Genomic DNA, 16,780 nt, shown 5'->3' on the forward strand with positions numbered 1-16,780 from the left:
GAATCGGTTCCTCGAACCTCGGTGAGAAGTCAGGCCTCGGATGCGGCGGCGGTGTCAGAGGCGGCAGGCGTGGATGGCCGTGGTCAGGATGGCCCGTGCGCCGAGCGCGTACAGGTCGTCCATGATCCGCTGCGCCTCCCTGGCCGGGACCATCGCGCGGACGGCGACCCAGCCCTCGTTGTGCAGCGGGGAGACGGTCGGCGACTCCAGGCCCGGGGTGACGGCGACGGCCTTCTCCAGCTGCTCGACGCGGCAGTCGTAGTCCATCATCACGTACGTGCGGGCCACCAGGACGCCCTGGAGGCGCCGCAGGAACTGCTGCACTTTCGGCTCGGTCTCGGACTCGGCGTCCGCGCCGGTGCGGCGGACGACGACCGCCTCGGACTTCATGATCGGCTCGCCGATCACCTCGAGGCCCGCGTTGCGCAGCGAGGTGCCGGTCTCCACGACGTCGGCGATGACCTCCGCGACGCCCAGCTCGATGGCCGTCTCCACGGCGCCGTCGAGGTGGACGACGGAGGCGTCGATGCCGTTGTCGGCGAGGTGCCCCGCGACGATGCCCTCGTACGAGGTGGCGACCGTCATGCCGCCGAGGTCCTGGACGCCGCTCGCCGTGCCCGGCTTGGTGGCGTAGCGGAACGTCGAGCGGGCGAAGCCGAGCGGCAGGATCTCCTCGGCGTTCGCTCCGGAGTCGATGAGCAGGTCACGGCCGGTGATGCCGATGTCGAGGCGGCCGGAGGAGACGTAGATCGCGATGTCGCGGGGGCGGAGGTAGAAGAACTCGACCTCGTTGACCGGGTCGACGATGCGCAGTTCCTTGGACTCGCGGCGCTGCTGGTAGCCGGCCTCATGCAGCATCTCCGCCGCAGGGCCGGAGAGGGAACCCTTGTTGGGGACGGCGATGCGCAGCATGAGCGGGGCTTCCTTCGTTCGACGCGATGGGACGGGACGTGCTGGGTGTACGGGACGTGCGGGGCGTGTCGGTCGGGGGAGACGCGGCCTAGAGGTGGGCGTAGACGTCGTCGAGGGAGATCCCGCGCGCGACCATCATCACCTGGACGTGGTAGAGCAGCTGGGAGATCTCCTCGGCGGCGGCGTCCTTGCCCTCGTACTCCGCGGCCATCCAGACCTCGGCCGCCTCCTCGACGACCTTCTTGCCGATGGCATGGACACCCTTGTCGACCAGCTCGGCCGTGCGCGAGGTGGCGGGGTCGCCGTGGGTCGCCTTGTGCTGGAGCTCGGTGAACAGCTCCTCGAACGTCTTCTTGGACATGGTGCCCACTACCCTACGCGTACCCGCGGGTGCCTCAGCGCCAGGGCTCGGATACCGAACGCAGGGTGGCGGCGGTGGCGACGGCGGCGGTCACCGCCTCGTGCCCCTTGTCCTCGGCGGAGCCGGGCAGCCCCGCGCGGTCCAGGGCCTGCTCCTCGGTGTCGCAGGTCAGCACGCCGAAGCCGACGGGGACCCCGGTGTCGACGGAGACCTGGGTGAGGCCCTGGGTGACGCCCTGGCAGACGTAGTCGAAGTGGGGGGTGCCGCCGCGGATCACGACGCCGAGCGCCACGATCGCGTCGTAGCCGCGGCCCGCGAGGACCTTGGCGACGACGGGCAGCTCGAAGCTGCCGGGGACCCGCAGCAGCGTCGGCTCGTCGATGCCCAGCTCGCGCAGGGCGCGCAGGGCCCCGTCGACGAGACCGTCCATGACCTTCTCGTGCCACTGGGCCGCGACGACCGCCACGCGCAGGTCGCCGCAGTTGCGTACGGACAGTTCGGGTGCGCCCTTGCCGCTCACGTCTCTCCTTGGTTCTTCTGGTTCTTCGCTGCTTGCCGTGCTGTCACTGATTGCCGCAGGTGGACACGGTGCCCGTGTCCAGCCAGGGCAGGTCGTGCCCCATCCGGTCCCGCTTGGTGCGCAGGTAGCGGAGGTTGTGCTCACCGGCCTGCACGGGCATCGGCTCCCTGCCGGTGACCTCCAGGCCGTGACGGGTGAGCGCCTCGGTCTTCTCCGGGTTGTTGGTCATCAGGCGCACGCTGCGTACGCCGAGGTCCTTCAGGATCTGGGCGCCCGCGGCGTAGTCCCGGGCGTCGGCGGGCAGGCCGAGCTCCAGGTTGGCGTCGAGGGTGTCGCGGCCGCGCTCCTGGAGTTCGTACGCGCGCAGCTTGGACAGCAGGCCGATGCCGCGCCCCTCGTGGCCGCGCAGGTAGACGACCACGCCCCGGCCCTCGGCCGCGATGCGCCCCAGCGAGGTCTGGAGCTGGGGGCCGCAGTCGCAGCGCAGGGAGTGGAAGACGTCGCCCGTCAGGCACTCGGAGTGGACGCGGGCGAGGACGTCCTCGCCGTCGCCGATGTCGCCGTGGACGAGGGCCACGTGCTCGACGCCGTCGACGGTGGAGCGGTAGCCGTACGCGGTGAACTCGCCGAACGCCGTGGGCAGCTGGGTCCTCGCCTCGCGGCGGACGGTGGGCTCCGCGGTGCGGCGGTAGGCGATCAGGTCCTCGATGGAGATGATCGTCAGGCCGTGCTTGCGGGCGAAGGCGACCAGCTCGGGCAGGCGCAGCATGCGCCCGTCCTCGCCCGCGATCTCGACGATGGCGCCGGCGGGGCGCAGTCCGGCGAGCCGGGCGAGGTCGACGGCGGCCTCGGTGTGGCCGTCGCGTGCGAGCACGCCGCCGGGCCGGGCGCGCAGCGGGAAGACATGGCCGGGGCGGACGAAGTCGCCCGGCTGCGCCGCGCCGCTCGCCAGCAGCCGGAGGGTGGTGGCGCGGTCGGCCGCCGAGATGCCGGTGGTGACGCCGTGGGCCTCGGCGGCGTCCACGGAGACGGTGAACGCGGTCTTCATCGACTCGTTGTTGTCGGAGACCATCTGCGGGAGGTCGAGCCGGTCGAGCTCGTCGCCCTCCATGGGCGCGCAGATCAGGCCCCGGCACTCGCTCATCATGAAGGCGACGATCTCGGGGGTGGCCATCTCGGCGGCGACGACGAGGTCGCCCTCGTTCTCCCGGTCCTCGTCGTCGACGACCACGACGGGCCGGCCGGCGGCGATGTCGGCGACGGCCTGCTCGACCGGGTCGAGGTGGAAGCCGTCGAGGCTGTCGGTGCTGTAGAGGACCCGCATGGGGGGCTTGACGGCGGATTCCTCGGGCAGGGTGCCGGACGTGCCCTCTCGGGGCGGCGCGGGCGAGGTGCGGGCGGTCATGCGGGGGCTCCTTCCATGGCGGGCTGACGGGAGCGCAGCCACCAGTCGCGCATGCCCCACAGGACGAGCGCGCCGTAGATGACGTAGACGAATCCGGAGAAGGCGAAGCCGTTGGCGAAGTTCAGGGGGACGCCGACGAGGTCGACGAGCAGCCAGGCGAACCAGAACTCGACCATGCCGCGCGCCTGGGCGTACATGGCGACGACCGTGCCGACGAAGATGTACGCGTCGGGCCAGGGGTCCCAGGACAGGGCCGGGAAGGCGGTGAACAGCGTGCCGACGGCGAGGGTGCCGAGGGCGGCCGTGGCGACGAGCCAGGCGCGTTCGTGCCAGGTGGCGAACCGTACGGCGATGGAGCCGTCCGCGGACTGGCCCCTGCCGCGGCTCCACTGCCGGAAACCCCAGGCGGCGACGAGCATGACGACGACCTGCTTGCCCGCGCTGCCGGAGAGGTGGGCGGTGGCGAAGGCGGCGAAGAGGATGAGGCCGGAGAGGAACTGCACGGGCCAGCTCCACAGGGAGCGGCGCCAGCCGAGCGCGAGGCCGAGCAGACCGATGACGTTGCCGATCATGTCCGACCACTTGATGTGCTGGTGGAACAGGACGAAGGCCTCGGAATTGAGCCAGTTCACTTGCCTGCCTCCTGCCCCGCGAGCAGCCGCTCGACGTACTTGGCGATGATGTCGACCTCGAGGTTGACAAGATCGCCGCGCTGCTTGTTCCCGAGTGTGGTCAGGGCGAGCGTGGTGGGGATGAGACTGACGGTGAAGTGGTCGGGTCCCGCGTCGACGACGGTGAGACTGATGCCGTCGACGGTGATGGAGCCCTTCTCGACCACGTAGCGCGCGAGGTCCGCGGGGAGCGAGATCCTCACGATCTCCCAGTGCTCGGAGGGCTCGCGCGCCAGGATCTCGCCGGTGCCGTCGACGTGGCCCTGCACGATGTGCCCGCCGAGGCGCGCGCCCACGGCCGTCGGGCGTTCCAGGTTGACGCGGGAGCCGACCGTGAGGGCGCCGAGGGCGGAGCGGTGCAGGGTCTCCGCCATGACGTCGGCGGTGAACTCGTCGCCCGCGTGCTCCACGACGGTGAGACAGACGCCGTTGACGGCGATGGAGTCGCCGTGCCGCGCGCCTTTTGTGACGACGGGACCGCGCAGACGGAAGCGGGAGGAGTCGCCGAGGTTCTCGACGGCGGTGACCTCACCCAGCTCTTCGACGATTCCGGTGAACACTTCCCGGGTCCTCCTGCCTCATGGGGCTCGGATCGGACTCCGGGGCTGTCGAGAAGACAGACATGAACGGACCGCGACACCGGGAGCGACGCCGTGTGTGAGACCCGCCCCTCACAGTGGAGGACGGACCGAGAACAGACGGCGGCGCGCACGTATGCCCGCCCGCCGCGCACTGCCTCCCATCCGGACTTTAACCGTCGGTCCAGGAATTTCACCTGGTCAACCGGCCGCTGGAAGCGACCGGGTCGCGGACTGTAACCGCCGGTTCGGACTTTCACCGACCCCGGAGTGCGCTGCTTCTGGTACATGGCCAGTGTGCCACGCCTGATCGTCACTCAGGCGGGCGGATGCTGTGGGGTGGCTCACAGACGGCTTTCTCGCGCTTCCCCGGCGGCCGCCGGGGGGACCACCAAGAGGGCGGCATGCCCTTTCGCGCACGACGACGCGCCTGGTCGCACCACTGCGCATCAACCGGTCCGCATCAACCGGCCCCTGCTTATTGACCAGTTGGTCTAGTCCTCTTAGGGTCGGCGATCACGGCAGCCCCTTCGAACGACCCGGCGGCGGTGACGAAGGCCCTTGCCCCGCCGCCGGGTCTCCAGCGCTAGCGTCGCGACGGCGCCCCGAACAGCTCGTCCTGCGCCGCGTCCCGGGCCATCAGCAGCGCCCCGCGCAGCACGGCGCCGCCCCCCAGCCCGCTCGCCCGCACCTCGGTCGACAGCGGCGACAGCCGGGCGAGCCGCTCCTCGACCCGGGCGGCGAGCAGGGCACCGCCCGCCTGCCCGATCTCCCCGCCGAGGACCACACAGCCGGGGTCCAGCACGGCGACCACGGAGGCGGTCCCGATGGCGACCCGGTCGGCGAGGGCGTCGAGGAAACGGGTCGCGGCCCCGGCACCGGAAGCGGCCCCGTCCACGGCCGCCCCCACCAGCGCGGCGGCGTACGGTCCGGTCGCCGTGCGGGGCGCCGTCAGCCCGTGCTCCCCCGCCAGGCGTGCCACGGCCTCGTCCGCCACCAGCGCGTGGAAGCCGCCCGCGCAGTCGGTCGCCGAGGGCAGCGCCCCCGTTCCCGGCACCGGCAGGAAGCCGATCTCGCCCGTGCCGCCGGAGGCTCCGCGGCGCAGACGCCCGTCCAGGACGACCGCCGCCCCGGTGCCCATGCCGAGCCACAGCAGCACGAACGTGTCCCGGTCGCGGGCGGCGCCGTCGCGCCGCTCGGCGAGGGCGGCGAGGTTGGTCTCGTTCTCCACGAGCACGCGGGCCTGCAGGCACTCCCCGAGGGCCGCGACCAGACGGCGGTGCCATGCGGGGAGCCCGGAGGAGTCGCGCAGTTCGCCGCCCGCGGGGTCGATCAGTCCGGGCGCGCCGATGCCGACCGTGTGCAGCCGGTCGGCACCCGCCTCCTTCGCCGCGTGCTCGACCAGCACCACCGCCCGCTCCACCGCGAGTCCGGTGCCCGTGCCGTCGGCGATCGGTACGGACGCCCGGGTGAGTTCGGTGCCGAGCAGGTCGCTCACGACGACGGTGACGCCCTCGGTGCGGACGTCGAGCGCGGCCAGCTGGGCGCGGTCGGCGACGATGCCGTACAGGCGCGCGTTCGGGCCGCGCCGCTGCCTCCCCGACTCCCCCACGACCGCGACCAGCCCGGCGGCCGTCAGCCGTTCCACGAGGTCGGCGACCGTCGGCCGGGACAGACCGGTGAGCTGTTTGAGCTGTCCGGCCGTCAACGGCCCCTCCTCCTGGAGCAGACGCAGGGCGAGCCGGTCGTTGATGGCCCGGGCAGTGCTCGGTGATGCGGGCATGCCGGGATCCTCCCAGGTCGGCGGCGCGCTGACCCCGTCCGTCCGGCGCGCTGTCCGGCACGCTATTCATCAGGAAGGGTTCCTGATAGTTTACGGTGCCGCCGACGGAGGCGGTCACCCGGGCCAGGGAAGGATGACAAGGAAGCATGAGCGGAGTCGCCCACGACGAGCGCACCGTGCGGCGCGCCCGGTACGCCGTGGCCGCCGTGTTCGCGGTGCACGGCGCGGTCACCGGGTCGTTCGCCACCCGGGTGCCCTGGATCCAGGACCACGCGGCGGTCGGCGCGGGCCAGCTGGGTCTCGCCCTCGCCTTCCCGGCGCTCGGGGCGTCCCTGGCGATGCCGCTCGCGAGCCGGATCAGCCACGCCCTCGGCACCCGTACGGCGCTGCGCGCCCTGCTCTCGCTGTGGACGCTCGCCCTGGTCCTGCCGTCCCTCGCGCCGAACCTGTGGACGCTGTGTCTGGCGCTCTTCGTGTACGGGGCGACCGCGGGCATGTCGGACGTGGCGATGAACGCGCTGGGCGTCGAGGTCGAGAGCCGGCTGCACAAGTCGATCATGTCCGGGCTGCACGGCATGTGGAGCGTGGGCGCCCTGACCGGCTCGGCGGCCGGCACGCTCGCCGCGCACCTGGGCTCGGACGCCCGGCTGCACCACGCGCTGGCCGCGGCGGCCCTCACCGTGCTCGGCCTGACGGCCTGCCAGTGGGTGCTCGACCTCCGGCCGGACCAGGACGAGGAACCGCCGCCGCGCTTCTCGCTGCCGCCGAGGTCGGCGCTGCTCATCGGCGCGGTCGGGTTCTGCGCGGTGTTCGCGGAGGGCGCGAGCCTGGACTGGTCGGCGGTCTACCTGCGGGACCAGCTCGGCACCTCGGCGGGTCTCGCGGCGGCGTCGACGACCGGCTTCATGCTGACCATGGCACTGGCCCGGATCGCGGGCGACGCCGTCGTGAACCGTTTCGGCGCGGTCCGCACGGTGCGGGTCGGCGGGGCACTGGCCGCGCTCGGCGGGCTGCTCGTGGTCGCGACGGACCGTCCGGTGGTGGCGATGACGGGCTTCGCGCTGCTGGGCCTCGGCATCGCGGTGGTCGTCCCGCTCTGCTTCGCGGCGGCCGGGCGCAGTGGCCCGAACCCGAGCCAGGCCATCGCGGGCGTCGCCACCATCACCTACACCTCGGGCCTCGTGGCGCCCAGCGCCATCGGCACGGTGGCGGAGGCGACGAGCCTCGTGGTGTCGTTCGGGCTGGTCACCTTCCTGGCGTGCGGTCTCGCCGTCTTCGCGGGCGTCCTGCGCACCGCCGACCGGGACCGTCCGAGGACCGGCGCTCCGGACGCGGCGGTTCCCGGACCGAGGCCCTGAACGAACGGTGCCCTTTTTGGCGTCACAATGTTCGCGACAATGTTCGCGACTGTTTCGGCCAGAAACACGCACGACGAAAGCGAAACCCCACCATGGATCTCGGCGTCCGCTGGAAGCTGCACGGAGACGGGCGCACCCCCGCGCCCGGAGCGGTCGTCCGCCCCGACGAGCGGCTCTCCTGGCCGCGCACCGCCGGGCTCGGCGCCCAGCACGTCGTGGCGATGTTCGGGGCGAGCTTCGTCGCGCCCGTGCTGATGGGCCTCGACCCCAATCTCGCGATCATGATGTCGGGCGTCTCGACCATGATCTTCCTGCTCGCGACCCGCGGCCGGGTGCCCAGCTACCTCGGCTGCTCGCTGTCCTTCGTGGGCGTCGCCGCGGTGATCCGCGCGCAGGGCGGCAGCAGCGCGACGGTGACGGGCGCGGTGCTCGTCGTCGGTGCCGCGCTGTTCCTGGTGGGGCTGGCCGTGCAGAAGTTCGGCGCACGGATCATCCACGCCACGATGCCGCCGATCGTGACCGGCGCGGTGGTCATGCTCATCGGCTTCAACCTCGCCCCGGTCACCGCCGCCACGTACTGGCCGCAGGACCAGTGGACGGCGCTGCTGGTCATGCTGTTCACCGGTCTGGCCGTGGTGTGCCTGCGCGGTTTCTGGTCGCGGATCGCGATCTTCCTGGGGCTGATCTTCGGGTACGGCATCTCCTGGGTCTTCGACCTGGTCTTCGGGCAGATCCACTCGACGGACGCGAGCGGCAAGGTCACCGACCACTGGCGGCTCGACCTCTCCGGCGTCGGCGACGCGGCCTGGGTGGGCCTGCCCGACTTCCACGGCCCCACCTTCGAGTGGTCGGCGATCCTCGTGGCGCTGCCGGTCGTGATCGCGCTGGTCGCGGAGAACGCCGGGCACGTCAAGGCGGTCGGCGAGATGACCGGTGACCGGCTGGACGACAAGCTGGGCACGGCCATCTCGGCGGACGGCGTGGGCTCCATGCTCTCCACGGCGGTCGGCGGCCCGCCCAACACGACGTACTCCGAGAACATCGGCGTGATGGCGGCGACCCGCGTCTACTCGACGGCCGCGTACTGGGCGGCGGCGGTGTTCGCGCTGCTCTTCGGCCTGTGCCCGAAGTTCGGCGCGGTCGTGGCCGCGATCCCGGGCGGCGTCCTCGGCGGCATCACGGTCATCCTGTACGGCATGATCGGCCTGCTCGGCGCCCAGATCTGGGTCAACGCCAAGGTGGACCTGCGCAACCCGCTGAACCTGGTGCCGGCCGCCGCGGGCATCATCATCGGCGTCGGCGACGTCACCATGAAGTTCACCGACAACTTCTCGCTGAGCGGTATCGCGCTCGGCACGATCGTCGTCATCACCGGCTACCACGCGCTGCGGGCCCTCGCCCCCGAGCACCTGAAGAAGCAGGAGCCGCTGCTGGACGAGGGCACCTCGTCGTACTCGGGCACGGGTACGGACGGCCCGGGCGCGGAAGCGGACTCCCGGCGCGCCGGGTCGTAGGCGCAACCGGGCGGCAACGCACCGGCCGGGCCTCGGCCGCCGGACCACGGACCACGGACAAGCGTCGATGCGGTCCTGCCCCGCGGGCCGGCCGAGTGCGACACCTCGGGCCGCGCTTCGTCGGGCCGGCCGTCGCCGTCCGCGACGGCCGGCAGTCCGGTGACGGTGGCGACGGCGGCCACGGCCGAGGCCGCGGCGACCACGGCGCCGGGCAGGAGGGCCGCGCGCCGGCGCCTCGCTCCGCGTCCCGCGCCGCCTTCCGCCGAACGCCCGGCGGAAGACCGGGCGTTCGAGCCCGGCACCTGGTGCTTCTCCCTCCCCGCCGCGGACGCGTTCCCCCGTTCCGGGGAAGCGCCCCGTACGGCGGCACTCCGGTCGGCGCGGGGCTGGGACGCTGCCCCCATGGCGCGATCCGACCGTCTCACCACCTCCGTGGACGCAGTCCTCGTCCGCATGCGTGCCCTGGACGCGGCCCTGCCGGAGCGGGACGGGATCGCGGTGTTCAACCGGGTCTACCTGGCGGTCACCGAGGCGGTGGACCGCGAGGTGGACGCGGGACGGTTCCCGGACGCCGAGGCCGCGGTCATGCTGGACGTACGGTTCGCCGAGCGGTACCTGACGGTGGCCGAGGGGATCTCCGCGCCCGCCTGCTGGCGGCCGCTGCTGCAGTTCCGGCGCCATCCGGGGGTGCGTCCCCTGCAGTTCGCGCTCGCCGGCATCAACGCCCACATCGGGCACGACCTCGCGCTCGCCGTCGTGGACGCCTGCCGGGCGCTCGGCTGCGAACCCGCCGACCTGGAGGACGAGTACGACCACGTCGGCGACCTCCTCGTCACGCTGGAGGAGCGCATCCGCGAGGACCTGATGCCGGGCCCGGACCTGCTCCAGATCGCCGATCCGCTGACGCACCTGCTCGGCGCCTGGAGTCTGGAGCGGGCGCGCGACGCCGCCTGGTCGGCGGCCCGCGCGCTGTGGGCGCTGCGCGGCCTGCCGGACCTCGCCGAGGAGTGCGGGCGGCGCCTGGACACGGCGGCGGGGTTCGCGGGCCGGATGCTGCTCACACCCCTGCCGGACTGAGGTGCGCGGGGCGAGGTCAGGTCAGTCCTCGGACAGCTCCACCGGCGCGGTCCCGTCGTACGCGTCCCCGAGCCCGGGGACGGACCGGCCGCCCCGCCGGAGCGGTGCACGACGCCCCGGTGACCGGTCAGGCCGGCCTGGACGGCGCCGTCGCGCCACCAGCAGCAGCGCCGTCACCAGGTAGGGCAGCGCGAACAGGGCGAAGGCCGTGCCATGGGCCGTCGCCGACGCGGCCGTCGCGTACGCTCCGTACACGCCGATGGTGGCCAGCTCGGTGCCCACTCCGGCCACCGAGGTGAGGGTGGCACGGCCGCTGCCCTCGATGCGCTGCTGCAGCCGGGCGTCGGCCAGTACGTGCGCCAGCTGGAAGCCGCCGAAGGCGAGGGCCACCAGTGTGAGGGCGGCCGGTGTCCCCGCCGCGGCACCGGCGGCCAGGGCCAGGGCGGAACCCGCGAGCAGCGCGGCCAGCCCGGTGTCGCCGAGGTGCTCCGCCGCACCGGCCAGCAGACCGCCCGCCGTGGCCCCGGCCCAGACGACGAGCAGCAGCCAGGGGACGGTGCTGTCGGCCACGCCGGTCTCACGCACCAGCAGTGATGTGTACTCGTCCAGCGCGCCCCACACGGCGGCCACGGCCGGGACCAGCAGCAGCGCGCCGCGCAAGGGCGGGTTGCCGCGTGCCTCGGCGAGGCCCGCGCGCAGGGCGGCGGCCCGGTCCCCGCTCCCGGCCCCCCGACCGCCCTTGCGGTCCCGGTGCTCGGGGAAGCGGGTGGCGACCGCCGAGGTCAGCAGGCAGGCGAGCACGCTGGCCAGCCCCACGGCCCCGTAGCCGCCGCGGGCCAGGACCGGTCCGGCCAGCGCCATGGCCGCCATCACCCCCAGCAGCGCGGCCGCTTGGGAGCGGCCCATGACACGGGCGTAGCGGCCGGCCGCGCCGAGCCGGTCGAGCTCCTCGTACACCAGCGCCTCCAGCGCGCCGGTGCCGAGCGCTCCGTGCACGCCCCAGAGCACGAACCCGGCGGCGAACGCCCAGTACGAGGGGAACAGCACCCACAGGCCGAAGCCCACGGCGCCCAGCAACGGCCCGGTGCACAGCAGCAGACGCCGGGAGACCGTGTCGGCCCAGACGCCGGACGGGATCTCCAGCAGGACACCCGTCAGGGACCAGAGGACGAAGAGGGAGGAGATCTCCCCGACCGAGAGACCGGTGTCGGCGAACAGCAGCGCGTACACCGGGTAGAGCAGGACCAGGTCGTCGAGGAACGCGTAGCCGTACAGCGTGACCGTCAGCCGCCGGACTCGTGGGCCGGTGCCGGGCACATGCGCGGATGAGGGTGTCATGGGGCCTTCCCGTAGGGACCGACAGCTCGGACGCCGGGGTACGGCGTCCGAGGCGGCCCTCGGGAGGCACGGCTGGGAGATCAATGTCGCCAGGTCATGGACCGGATGCTACGCAACGTGCCCCGCGCCCCGGAAGGGGCGCGGGGCACTGGGCGACCCGGGTTCAGGAGGTCCCGGACGTCGCGAGACGGGACCGGCGGTAACCGTAACCGAAGTAGAGCACGAGTCCGACCGCCATCCAGATCCCGAAGACCACCCAGGTGACGACGTCGAGGCTGGACATCATCCAGACGCAGAAGAGGAAGCCGAGCGCGGGCAGCAGCGGCGACAGCGGCAGCCGGAAGGTGCGCGGCATGTCGGGGCGGGTCCGCCGCAGCACGACGACCGCCACGTTGACGAGCGCGAACGCGAACAGCGTGCCGATGCTGGTGGCGTCGGCCAGCTGGCCGAGCGGCACCGCGGCGGCGAGCACCCCGCAGAACAGGGACACGATCACCGTGTTGACGCGGGGCGTGCCGGTCTTCGCGTGGACCCGCGAGAACGCCTTGGGCACCAGTCCGTCGCGGGACATGGCGAACAGGATGCGGGTCTGGCCGTACAGCACGGTCAGGACGACGCTGGCGATGGCGATCACCGCGCCGGCCGCGAGCAGCGTGCCCCAGAAGGCGTCCCCGGTGACCTCCTTCATGATCCCGGCGAGGGCGGCCTCCGAACCGTCGAACCGCTGCCAGGGCCGCGCCCCGACCGCGACGGCGGCGACGAGGACGTACAGCGCGGTGACGATCAGCAGCGAGAGCATGATCGCGCGTGGCAGGTCGCGCTGGGCGTTCTTCGCCTCCTCGCCCGCGGTGGAGGCCGCGTCGAAGCCGATGTACGAGAAGAAGAGCGTGGCCCCGGCGGCGCTGACACCGGCCATGCCGAGCGGCATGAAGTTCTCGTAGTTGCCGGAGCGGAAGCCCATGACGCCGATCACGCAGAACAGCAGCAGCGCGGCGATCTTCACGACCACCATGATCGTGTTGGCCCGGGCGGACTCACGGGCGCCGCCGAGCAGGAACGCCATCGCGAGCAGGACGACGAGCAGCGCGGGCAGGTTGAAGATGCCGCCGTCGCCGGGCGGTGCGGACAGCGCGGCGGGGATCGTGACGCCGATGGTCCCGTCGAGGAGCTCGTTGAGGTACTCGCCCCAGCCGACCGCGACCGCGGCGACCGACACGCCGTACTCCAGGATCAGGCACCAGCCGCAGATCCAGGCGATCAGCTCGCCCATCGTGGCGTACGCGTACGAGTAGGAGGAGCCGGAGACCGGGATGGTGCCCGCGAGCTCGGCGTACGACAGCGCGGAGAACAGCGCGGTGAGACCGGCGATCACGAAGGACAGCGTGACGGCGGGACCGGCGTCGGGGACCGCCTCGCCGAGCACCACGAAGATGCCGGTGCCGAGCGTGGCACCGATACTGATCATGGTGAGCTGCCAGAGGCCGAGGGAGCGGCGGAGCGAGCCGCCCTCGCCGCGGCCGCTCTCCGCGACCAGCCGTTCCACGGGCTTGCGGCGCATCAGACGGGCGCCTGCGGAGGGCTGGGGGGACTGTGGGGGTGCGCCGTGGTCGAGCACGCGTCGGCTCCTTGATCGCTGCCGGGTCGGGGAGGGGGGAACGGGCGGCACCCATGTGTTGAGCGGACCGTTTCGGGTGGTGCGGGATGTTACGTGATCCTCATATCTATGAGGACCTCTGCATAGAATACCGCTCTTTGCATAACGAAACGGCCCCCGCCTCCCGGACACCGGGCGACGGGGGCTGTGGAGCCGCCGGGCTGAGAAGCCGCGGGGGCTGTGGAGCCGCGGGGGCTGTGCCGCCGGGGCCGGGGCGTGCTCAGCTCCAGCTGGCGTGCAGCGGCTTGCCCTCGGCGTAGCCGGCCGCGCTCTGGATGCCGACGACGGCCCGCTCGGCGAACTCCTCCAGGGTGGCGGCGCCCGCGTAGGTGCAGGACGAGCGCACACCCGCGACGATCGAGTCGATCAGGTCCTCGACGCCCGGACGGTCCGGGTCGAGGAACATGCGCGAGGTGGAGATACCCTCCTCGAACAGGGCCTTGCGGGCCCGGTCGTACGCCGACTCCTCGCTGGTGCGGTTGCGGACCGCGCGCGCGGAGGCCATGCCGAAGGACTCCTTGTACAGGCGTCCGTCGGCGGCCTGCTGGAGGTCGCCGGGGGACTCGTAGGTGCCCGCGAACCAGGACCCGATCATGACGTTGGACGCGCCCGCGGCCAGCGCCATCGCCACATCACGGGGGTGCCGGACGCCGCCGTCGGCCCACACGTGCTTGCCGTACTTCTTCGCCTCGGCCGCGCACTCCAGGACCGCGGAGAACTGCGGGCGGCCCACGCCGGTCATCATGCGGGTGGTGCACATGGCGCCGGGGCCGACGCCGACCTTGATGATGTCCGCGCCGGCCTCGACGAGGTCCTTGACGCCCTCGGCGGCGACGATGTTGCCCGCCACGATCGGCACCTGCGGGTCGAGCGCCCGCACGGTCCGTATCGCGCTGATCATCGATTCCTGGTGGCCGTGCGCCGTGTCGATGACGAGCGTGTCGACGCCCGCGTCGAGGAGCTGCTTGGCCTTGCCCGCGACGTCGCCGTTGATGCCGACGGCGGCGGCGATGCGGAGGCGGCCGTGTCCGTCGACGGCCGGGGTGTAGAGGGTGGCGCGCAGGGCGCCCTTGCGGGTGAGGATGCCGGCGAGCCGGCCGTCGGCGTCGACCGCGGGGGCGTAGCGGCGGTTGGCGGCGTCGAGGGTGTGGAAGGCCTCGCGCGGGTCGATGTCCGCGTCGAGGAGCAGCAGGTCCTTGGACATGACCTCGGCGAGCTGCGTGAAGCGGTCCACGCCGGACAGGTCGGTGTCGGTGACCACGCCGACCGGCTTGTTCTCGTCGTCCACGACGACACCCGCGTTGTGCGCCCGCTTGGGCAGCAGGGACAGGGCGTCGGCGACCGTCTGGTGGGGGCTCAGCACGATCGGGGTGTCCAGCACCAGATGGCGGCTCTTGACTCCGGAGACGACGTCGGTGACGACCTCGATCGGGATGTCCTGCGGGATGACGACCAGCCCGCCGCGGCGGGCGACGGTCTCGGCCATGCGCCGGCCCGCGATGGCGGTCATGTTGGCGACGACGAGCGGGATGGTCGTGCCCGTGCCGTCCGGGGAGCTGAGGTCCACGCCCTGGCGGGAGCCGACCGCACTGCGGCGCGGCACCATGAACACGTCGTCGTACGTCAGGTCGTACGCGGGCCGGATGTCGTTGAGGAAACGCACGTGCTGCACATCCCAGTCGTTCAGAAGTGGCCCCCGACAGGTCAGCCAGGGGGAGAAGCACGTACTTCATTGTCCCATGAGGATCGGTATGCCCGACCTTGCATGATCATCCAGGCTGGTCGGGGCCGTCCTCGGAGGTTCCTCCAGTTCCGCCGAGCGGGTCGCCGGTGTGTTCCGGATCCCCCAGGGCGAGCACGACCCGGAGCGGGGTGCCGGTGCCGTTCCAGTGGCCGACGGCGTCCGAGAACACCTCCAGGGCCGTGCTCCAGTCGTGCGGCGCGGCGCCGGCGAAGCCCTGCCAGTTACTGAGGACGATCAGCCGCCCGCGCGCGGGCGGTGCCCAGGAGAGGTCGGTGAGGCAGTCGGCGAGGGCGTCCCAGTTGTGGCCGAACCAGTCGGGCAGGTGCAGGGCGCTGGCGCAGCGGTCCAGGAACGCGGGTTTGTCGGTGACGTCGCGCAGATCCAGCCCGGTGTGCGCCCAGCCTCCGGCGGCCAGCGCCGCCGCGAGCGTGCCGTCACTCAACTCGGCACCGCCCGGGACGAGGTGACGGGGCGGCGGCGTTCGGCGGATGCCGCTCGGCGGGCGGAGTGATCATGCGTGAAGTGATCATCGGTGTAGTACACCGCGCCGCCCGCCCCGCTGACAATGCGCCGCGCCCGGCCGGCCCCGCGGCGAACCGCCCCGGACGGGCCGGGGACGGTTCGGGGGCGAATCAGAGGCCGTCCGGGTCCCTGCGGTCCAGGGCCGGCTTGGGCGCGGGGCCCGCCATCAGCAGGTGGTCGGCGGCCGAGGTGTCCGTGACCAGGCTGGTCACCAGGCCCGACCGCAGGACGGCGTCGATCGCGGCCGCCTTGCGCTGTCCGCCCGCGATCGCGACGACCTCGGGCACACGGCGCAACTGGTCGGCCTTGACGGTGATGCACCGCTCGCCCAGGTCGTGCCCGACGCTGCGGCCCTCGGCGTCGAAGAGGTGCGCGGACATCTCGGCGGCCACCCCGAGGGACGCGTAGTGGGAGCGCTCCTCCTCGGAGAGCATGTCGTGCACCGTCGAGATGCCCGCCTCCCAGGAGCCGATGGAGACACAGGCGACCGTGACCTTGTCGAAGTACTCGAAGGCACGGGCGATACCGGTCTGGTGCCGCAGCGCGTCGGCGGTCGCCGCGTCGGGCAGCAGCATCGGCGCGTAGATCGGGTGGGCGTCGCCGCCGGAGACCTGGGCGGCCCGCCGGACCGCCTCCACCGAGCCGCGTTCGGCCGTGCCCGCGTCGTACACGCCCGTGAGCTGCACCACCGTGCACGGCGGCAGCCGGTCGAGGGCGGCCGCCATGTGGATGGTGGAACGTCCCCAGGCGAGGCCGAGGACATCGCCCTCGGTCACCAGTTCGCCGAGGAGGTCCGCGGCGACCTCGCCGAGGTTTTCCGGATCGGGGGACTCGTCCGCTTCGGCCGGGGACTCGACGACCACGGCGTGCCGGAGGCCGTAGCGGGCGCGCAGCGCGTCGGAGCGATCGGCGTCCAGCTCGGCGGGGACACGGATCTCGATGCGCACGAGATCCCGTTCGAGGGCGGTCTCCAGGACCCGGGCCACCTTGAAGCGGCTGACGCCGAACTCCTCGGCGATCTGGATCTTGGACTTGCCCTCGAGGTAGAAGCGGCGGGCCATGGCCGCCGCCTGCACGAGTTCAGCGGGTCCCATCCGCATGGCTGACCGGCCCGCCGACATACCCGACACGGCCATCTCCTCACTGCTGTTCACACTCTGGATTCGCCGTTCATCCTTGCAGATCCGGCGTGTTCGATCAGCCCGGACGGACGGCGTTCACGTTCCCTTGGCCCGCGAGCCACGCATCCACCGTCCCGCCGGGCTCGGTGACCGAACGATCCGGGGACCGGTCCGGGTTCCTGACCGGGCGTTCCGCGCATCCCTGAGATCGGGGGCGCACCA

The 16,780-nt window shown here is 72.5% G+C and carries 15 protein-coding genes and 1 riboswitch; of the genes, 3 read left to right on the forward strand and 12 right to left on the reverse strand.

The genetic code is table 11. The features are described from left to right. Positions 1–54 precede the first annotated feature (54 nt). The 7 genes from hisG to IEZ04_RS31365 all read right to left on the reverse strand — a co-directional run bounded on the left by hisG (position 55) and on the right by IEZ04_RS31365 (position 6,230). Positions 55–912: an ATP phosphoribosyltransferase gene (gene hisG / locus IEZ04_RS31335; protein WP_189220365.1), complete on the reverse strand. Its 858-nt coding sequence runs from the start codon at positions 910–912 to the stop codon at positions 55–57. Positions 913–1,000: 88 nt separating this feature from the next. Further along, positions 1,001–1,273 carry a phosphoribosyl-ATP diphosphatase gene (locus IEZ04_RS31340; RefSeq protein ID WP_189220366.1) on the reverse strand — a complete coding sequence of 91 codons (273 nt, stop codon included), beginning with the start codon at positions 1,271–1,273 and terminating at the stop codon, positions 1,001–1,003. A gap of 34 nt (positions 1,274–1,307) precedes the next feature. Then, complete coding sequence (ribH, locus tag IEZ04_RS31345) at positions 1,308–1,793, reverse strand: 6,7-dimethyl-8-ribityllumazine synthase (RefSeq protein ID WP_189220367.1); 486 nt, start codon at positions 1,791–1,793, stop codon at positions 1,308–1,310. 43 nt (positions 1,794–1,836) lie between these two features. Next, the gene (locus IEZ04_RS31350; RefSeq protein WP_189220402.1) at positions 1,837–3,117 is read right to left on the reverse strand and encodes a bifunctional 3,4-dihydroxy-2-butanone-4-phosphate synthase/GTP cyclohydrolase II; all 1,281 of its coding nucleotides are present in this window, start codon (positions 3,115–3,117) and stop codon (positions 1,837–1,839) included. A gap of 77 nt (positions 3,118–3,194) precedes the next feature. Continuing rightward, positions 3,195–3,830 carry a nicotinamide mononucleotide transporter family protein gene (locus tag IEZ04_RS31355; protein WP_189220368.1) on the reverse strand — a complete coding sequence of 212 codons (636 nt, stop codon included), beginning with the start codon at positions 3,828–3,830 and terminating at the stop codon, positions 3,195–3,197. After that, positions 3,827–4,429 carry a riboflavin synthase gene (locus tag IEZ04_RS31360; RefSeq protein ID WP_189220369.1) on the reverse strand — a complete coding sequence of 201 codons (603 nt, stop codon included), beginning with the start codon at positions 4,427–4,429 and terminating at the stop codon, positions 3,827–3,829. Before IEZ04_RS31360 ends, IEZ04_RS31355 begins: the two co-directional genes overlap by 4 nt. 165 nt (positions 4,430–4,594) lie before the next feature. Further along, a riboswitch (FMN riboswitch) is annotated at positions 4,595–4,725 on the reverse strand. Between the two features lie 308 nt (positions 4,726–5,033). After that, positions 5,034–6,230, reverse strand: coding sequence for an ROK family transcriptional regulator (locus IEZ04_RS31365; RefSeq protein ID WP_189220370.1), 1,197 nt, complete (start codon positions 6,228–6,230; stop codon positions 5,034–5,036). 146 nt (positions 6,231–6,376) lie between these two features. Between IEZ04_RS31365 and IEZ04_RS31370 the strand changes: the two genes are divergently transcribed. The 3 genes from IEZ04_RS31370 to IEZ04_RS31380 all read left to right on the forward strand — a co-directional run bounded on the left by IEZ04_RS31370 (position 6,377) and on the right by IEZ04_RS31380 (position 10,179). Beyond that, a complete protein-coding gene (locus IEZ04_RS31370) occupies positions 6,377–7,588 on the forward strand; it encodes an MFS transporter (protein WP_189220371.1) in 1,212 nt (403 codons plus the stop codon). A gap of 92 nt (positions 7,589–7,680) precedes the next feature. Then, entirely contained in the window at positions 7,681–9,102 is a 1,422-nt protein-coding gene (locus IEZ04_RS31375) for a uracil-xanthine permease family protein (RefSeq protein ID WP_189220372.1), read from the forward strand. 402 nt (positions 9,103–9,504) lie between these two features. Continuing rightward, positions 9,505–10,179 (forward strand): DUF5995 family protein, encoded by a 675-nt coding sequence (locus tag IEZ04_RS31380; protein ID WP_189220373.1) that lies wholly within the window; start codon positions 9,505–9,507, stop codon positions 10,177–10,179. Positions 10,180–10,200: 21 nt separating this feature from the next. Here the strand turns inward: IEZ04_RS31380 and IEZ04_RS31385 are convergent, their stop codons facing one another. The 5 genes from IEZ04_RS31385 to IEZ04_RS31405 form a co-directional block, all read right to left on the reverse strand. Further along, a complete protein-coding gene (locus IEZ04_RS31385; protein ID WP_189220374.1) occupies positions 10,201–11,517 on the reverse strand; it encodes an MFS transporter in 1,317 nt (438 codons plus the stop codon). Between the two features lie 163 nt (positions 11,518–11,680). Further along, positions 11,681–13,132 (reverse strand): amino acid permease, encoded by a 1,452-nt coding sequence (locus IEZ04_RS31390; RefSeq protein WP_189220375.1) that lies wholly within the window; start codon positions 13,130–13,132, stop codon positions 11,681–11,683. 259 nt (positions 13,133–13,391) lie between these two features. Beyond that, positions 13,392–14,834 (reverse strand): GuaB1 family IMP dehydrogenase-related protein, encoded by a 1,443-nt coding sequence (locus IEZ04_RS31395; protein WP_189220403.1) that lies wholly within the window; start codon positions 14,832–14,834, stop codon positions 13,392–13,394. 106 nt (positions 14,835–14,940) lie between these two features. After that, positions 14,941–15,357: a barstar family protein gene (locus IEZ04_RS31400; protein ID WP_189220376.1), complete on the reverse strand. Its 417-nt coding sequence runs from the start codon at positions 15,355–15,357 to the stop codon at positions 14,941–14,943. Positions 15,358–15,547: 190 nt separating this feature from the next. Then, positions 15,548–16,591, reverse strand: a complete 1,044-nt coding sequence (locus tag IEZ04_RS31405; RefSeq protein WP_189220377.1) for a sugar-binding transcriptional regulator — start codon at positions 16,589–16,591, stop codon at positions 15,548–15,550. Positions 16,592–16,780: the final 189 nt, after the last annotated feature.

It is taken from the genome of Streptomyces ruber (genome assembly GCF_014648075.1).
GTDB lineage: Bacteria > Actinomycetota > Actinomycetes > Streptomycetales > Streptomycetaceae > Streptomyces > Streptomyces ruber.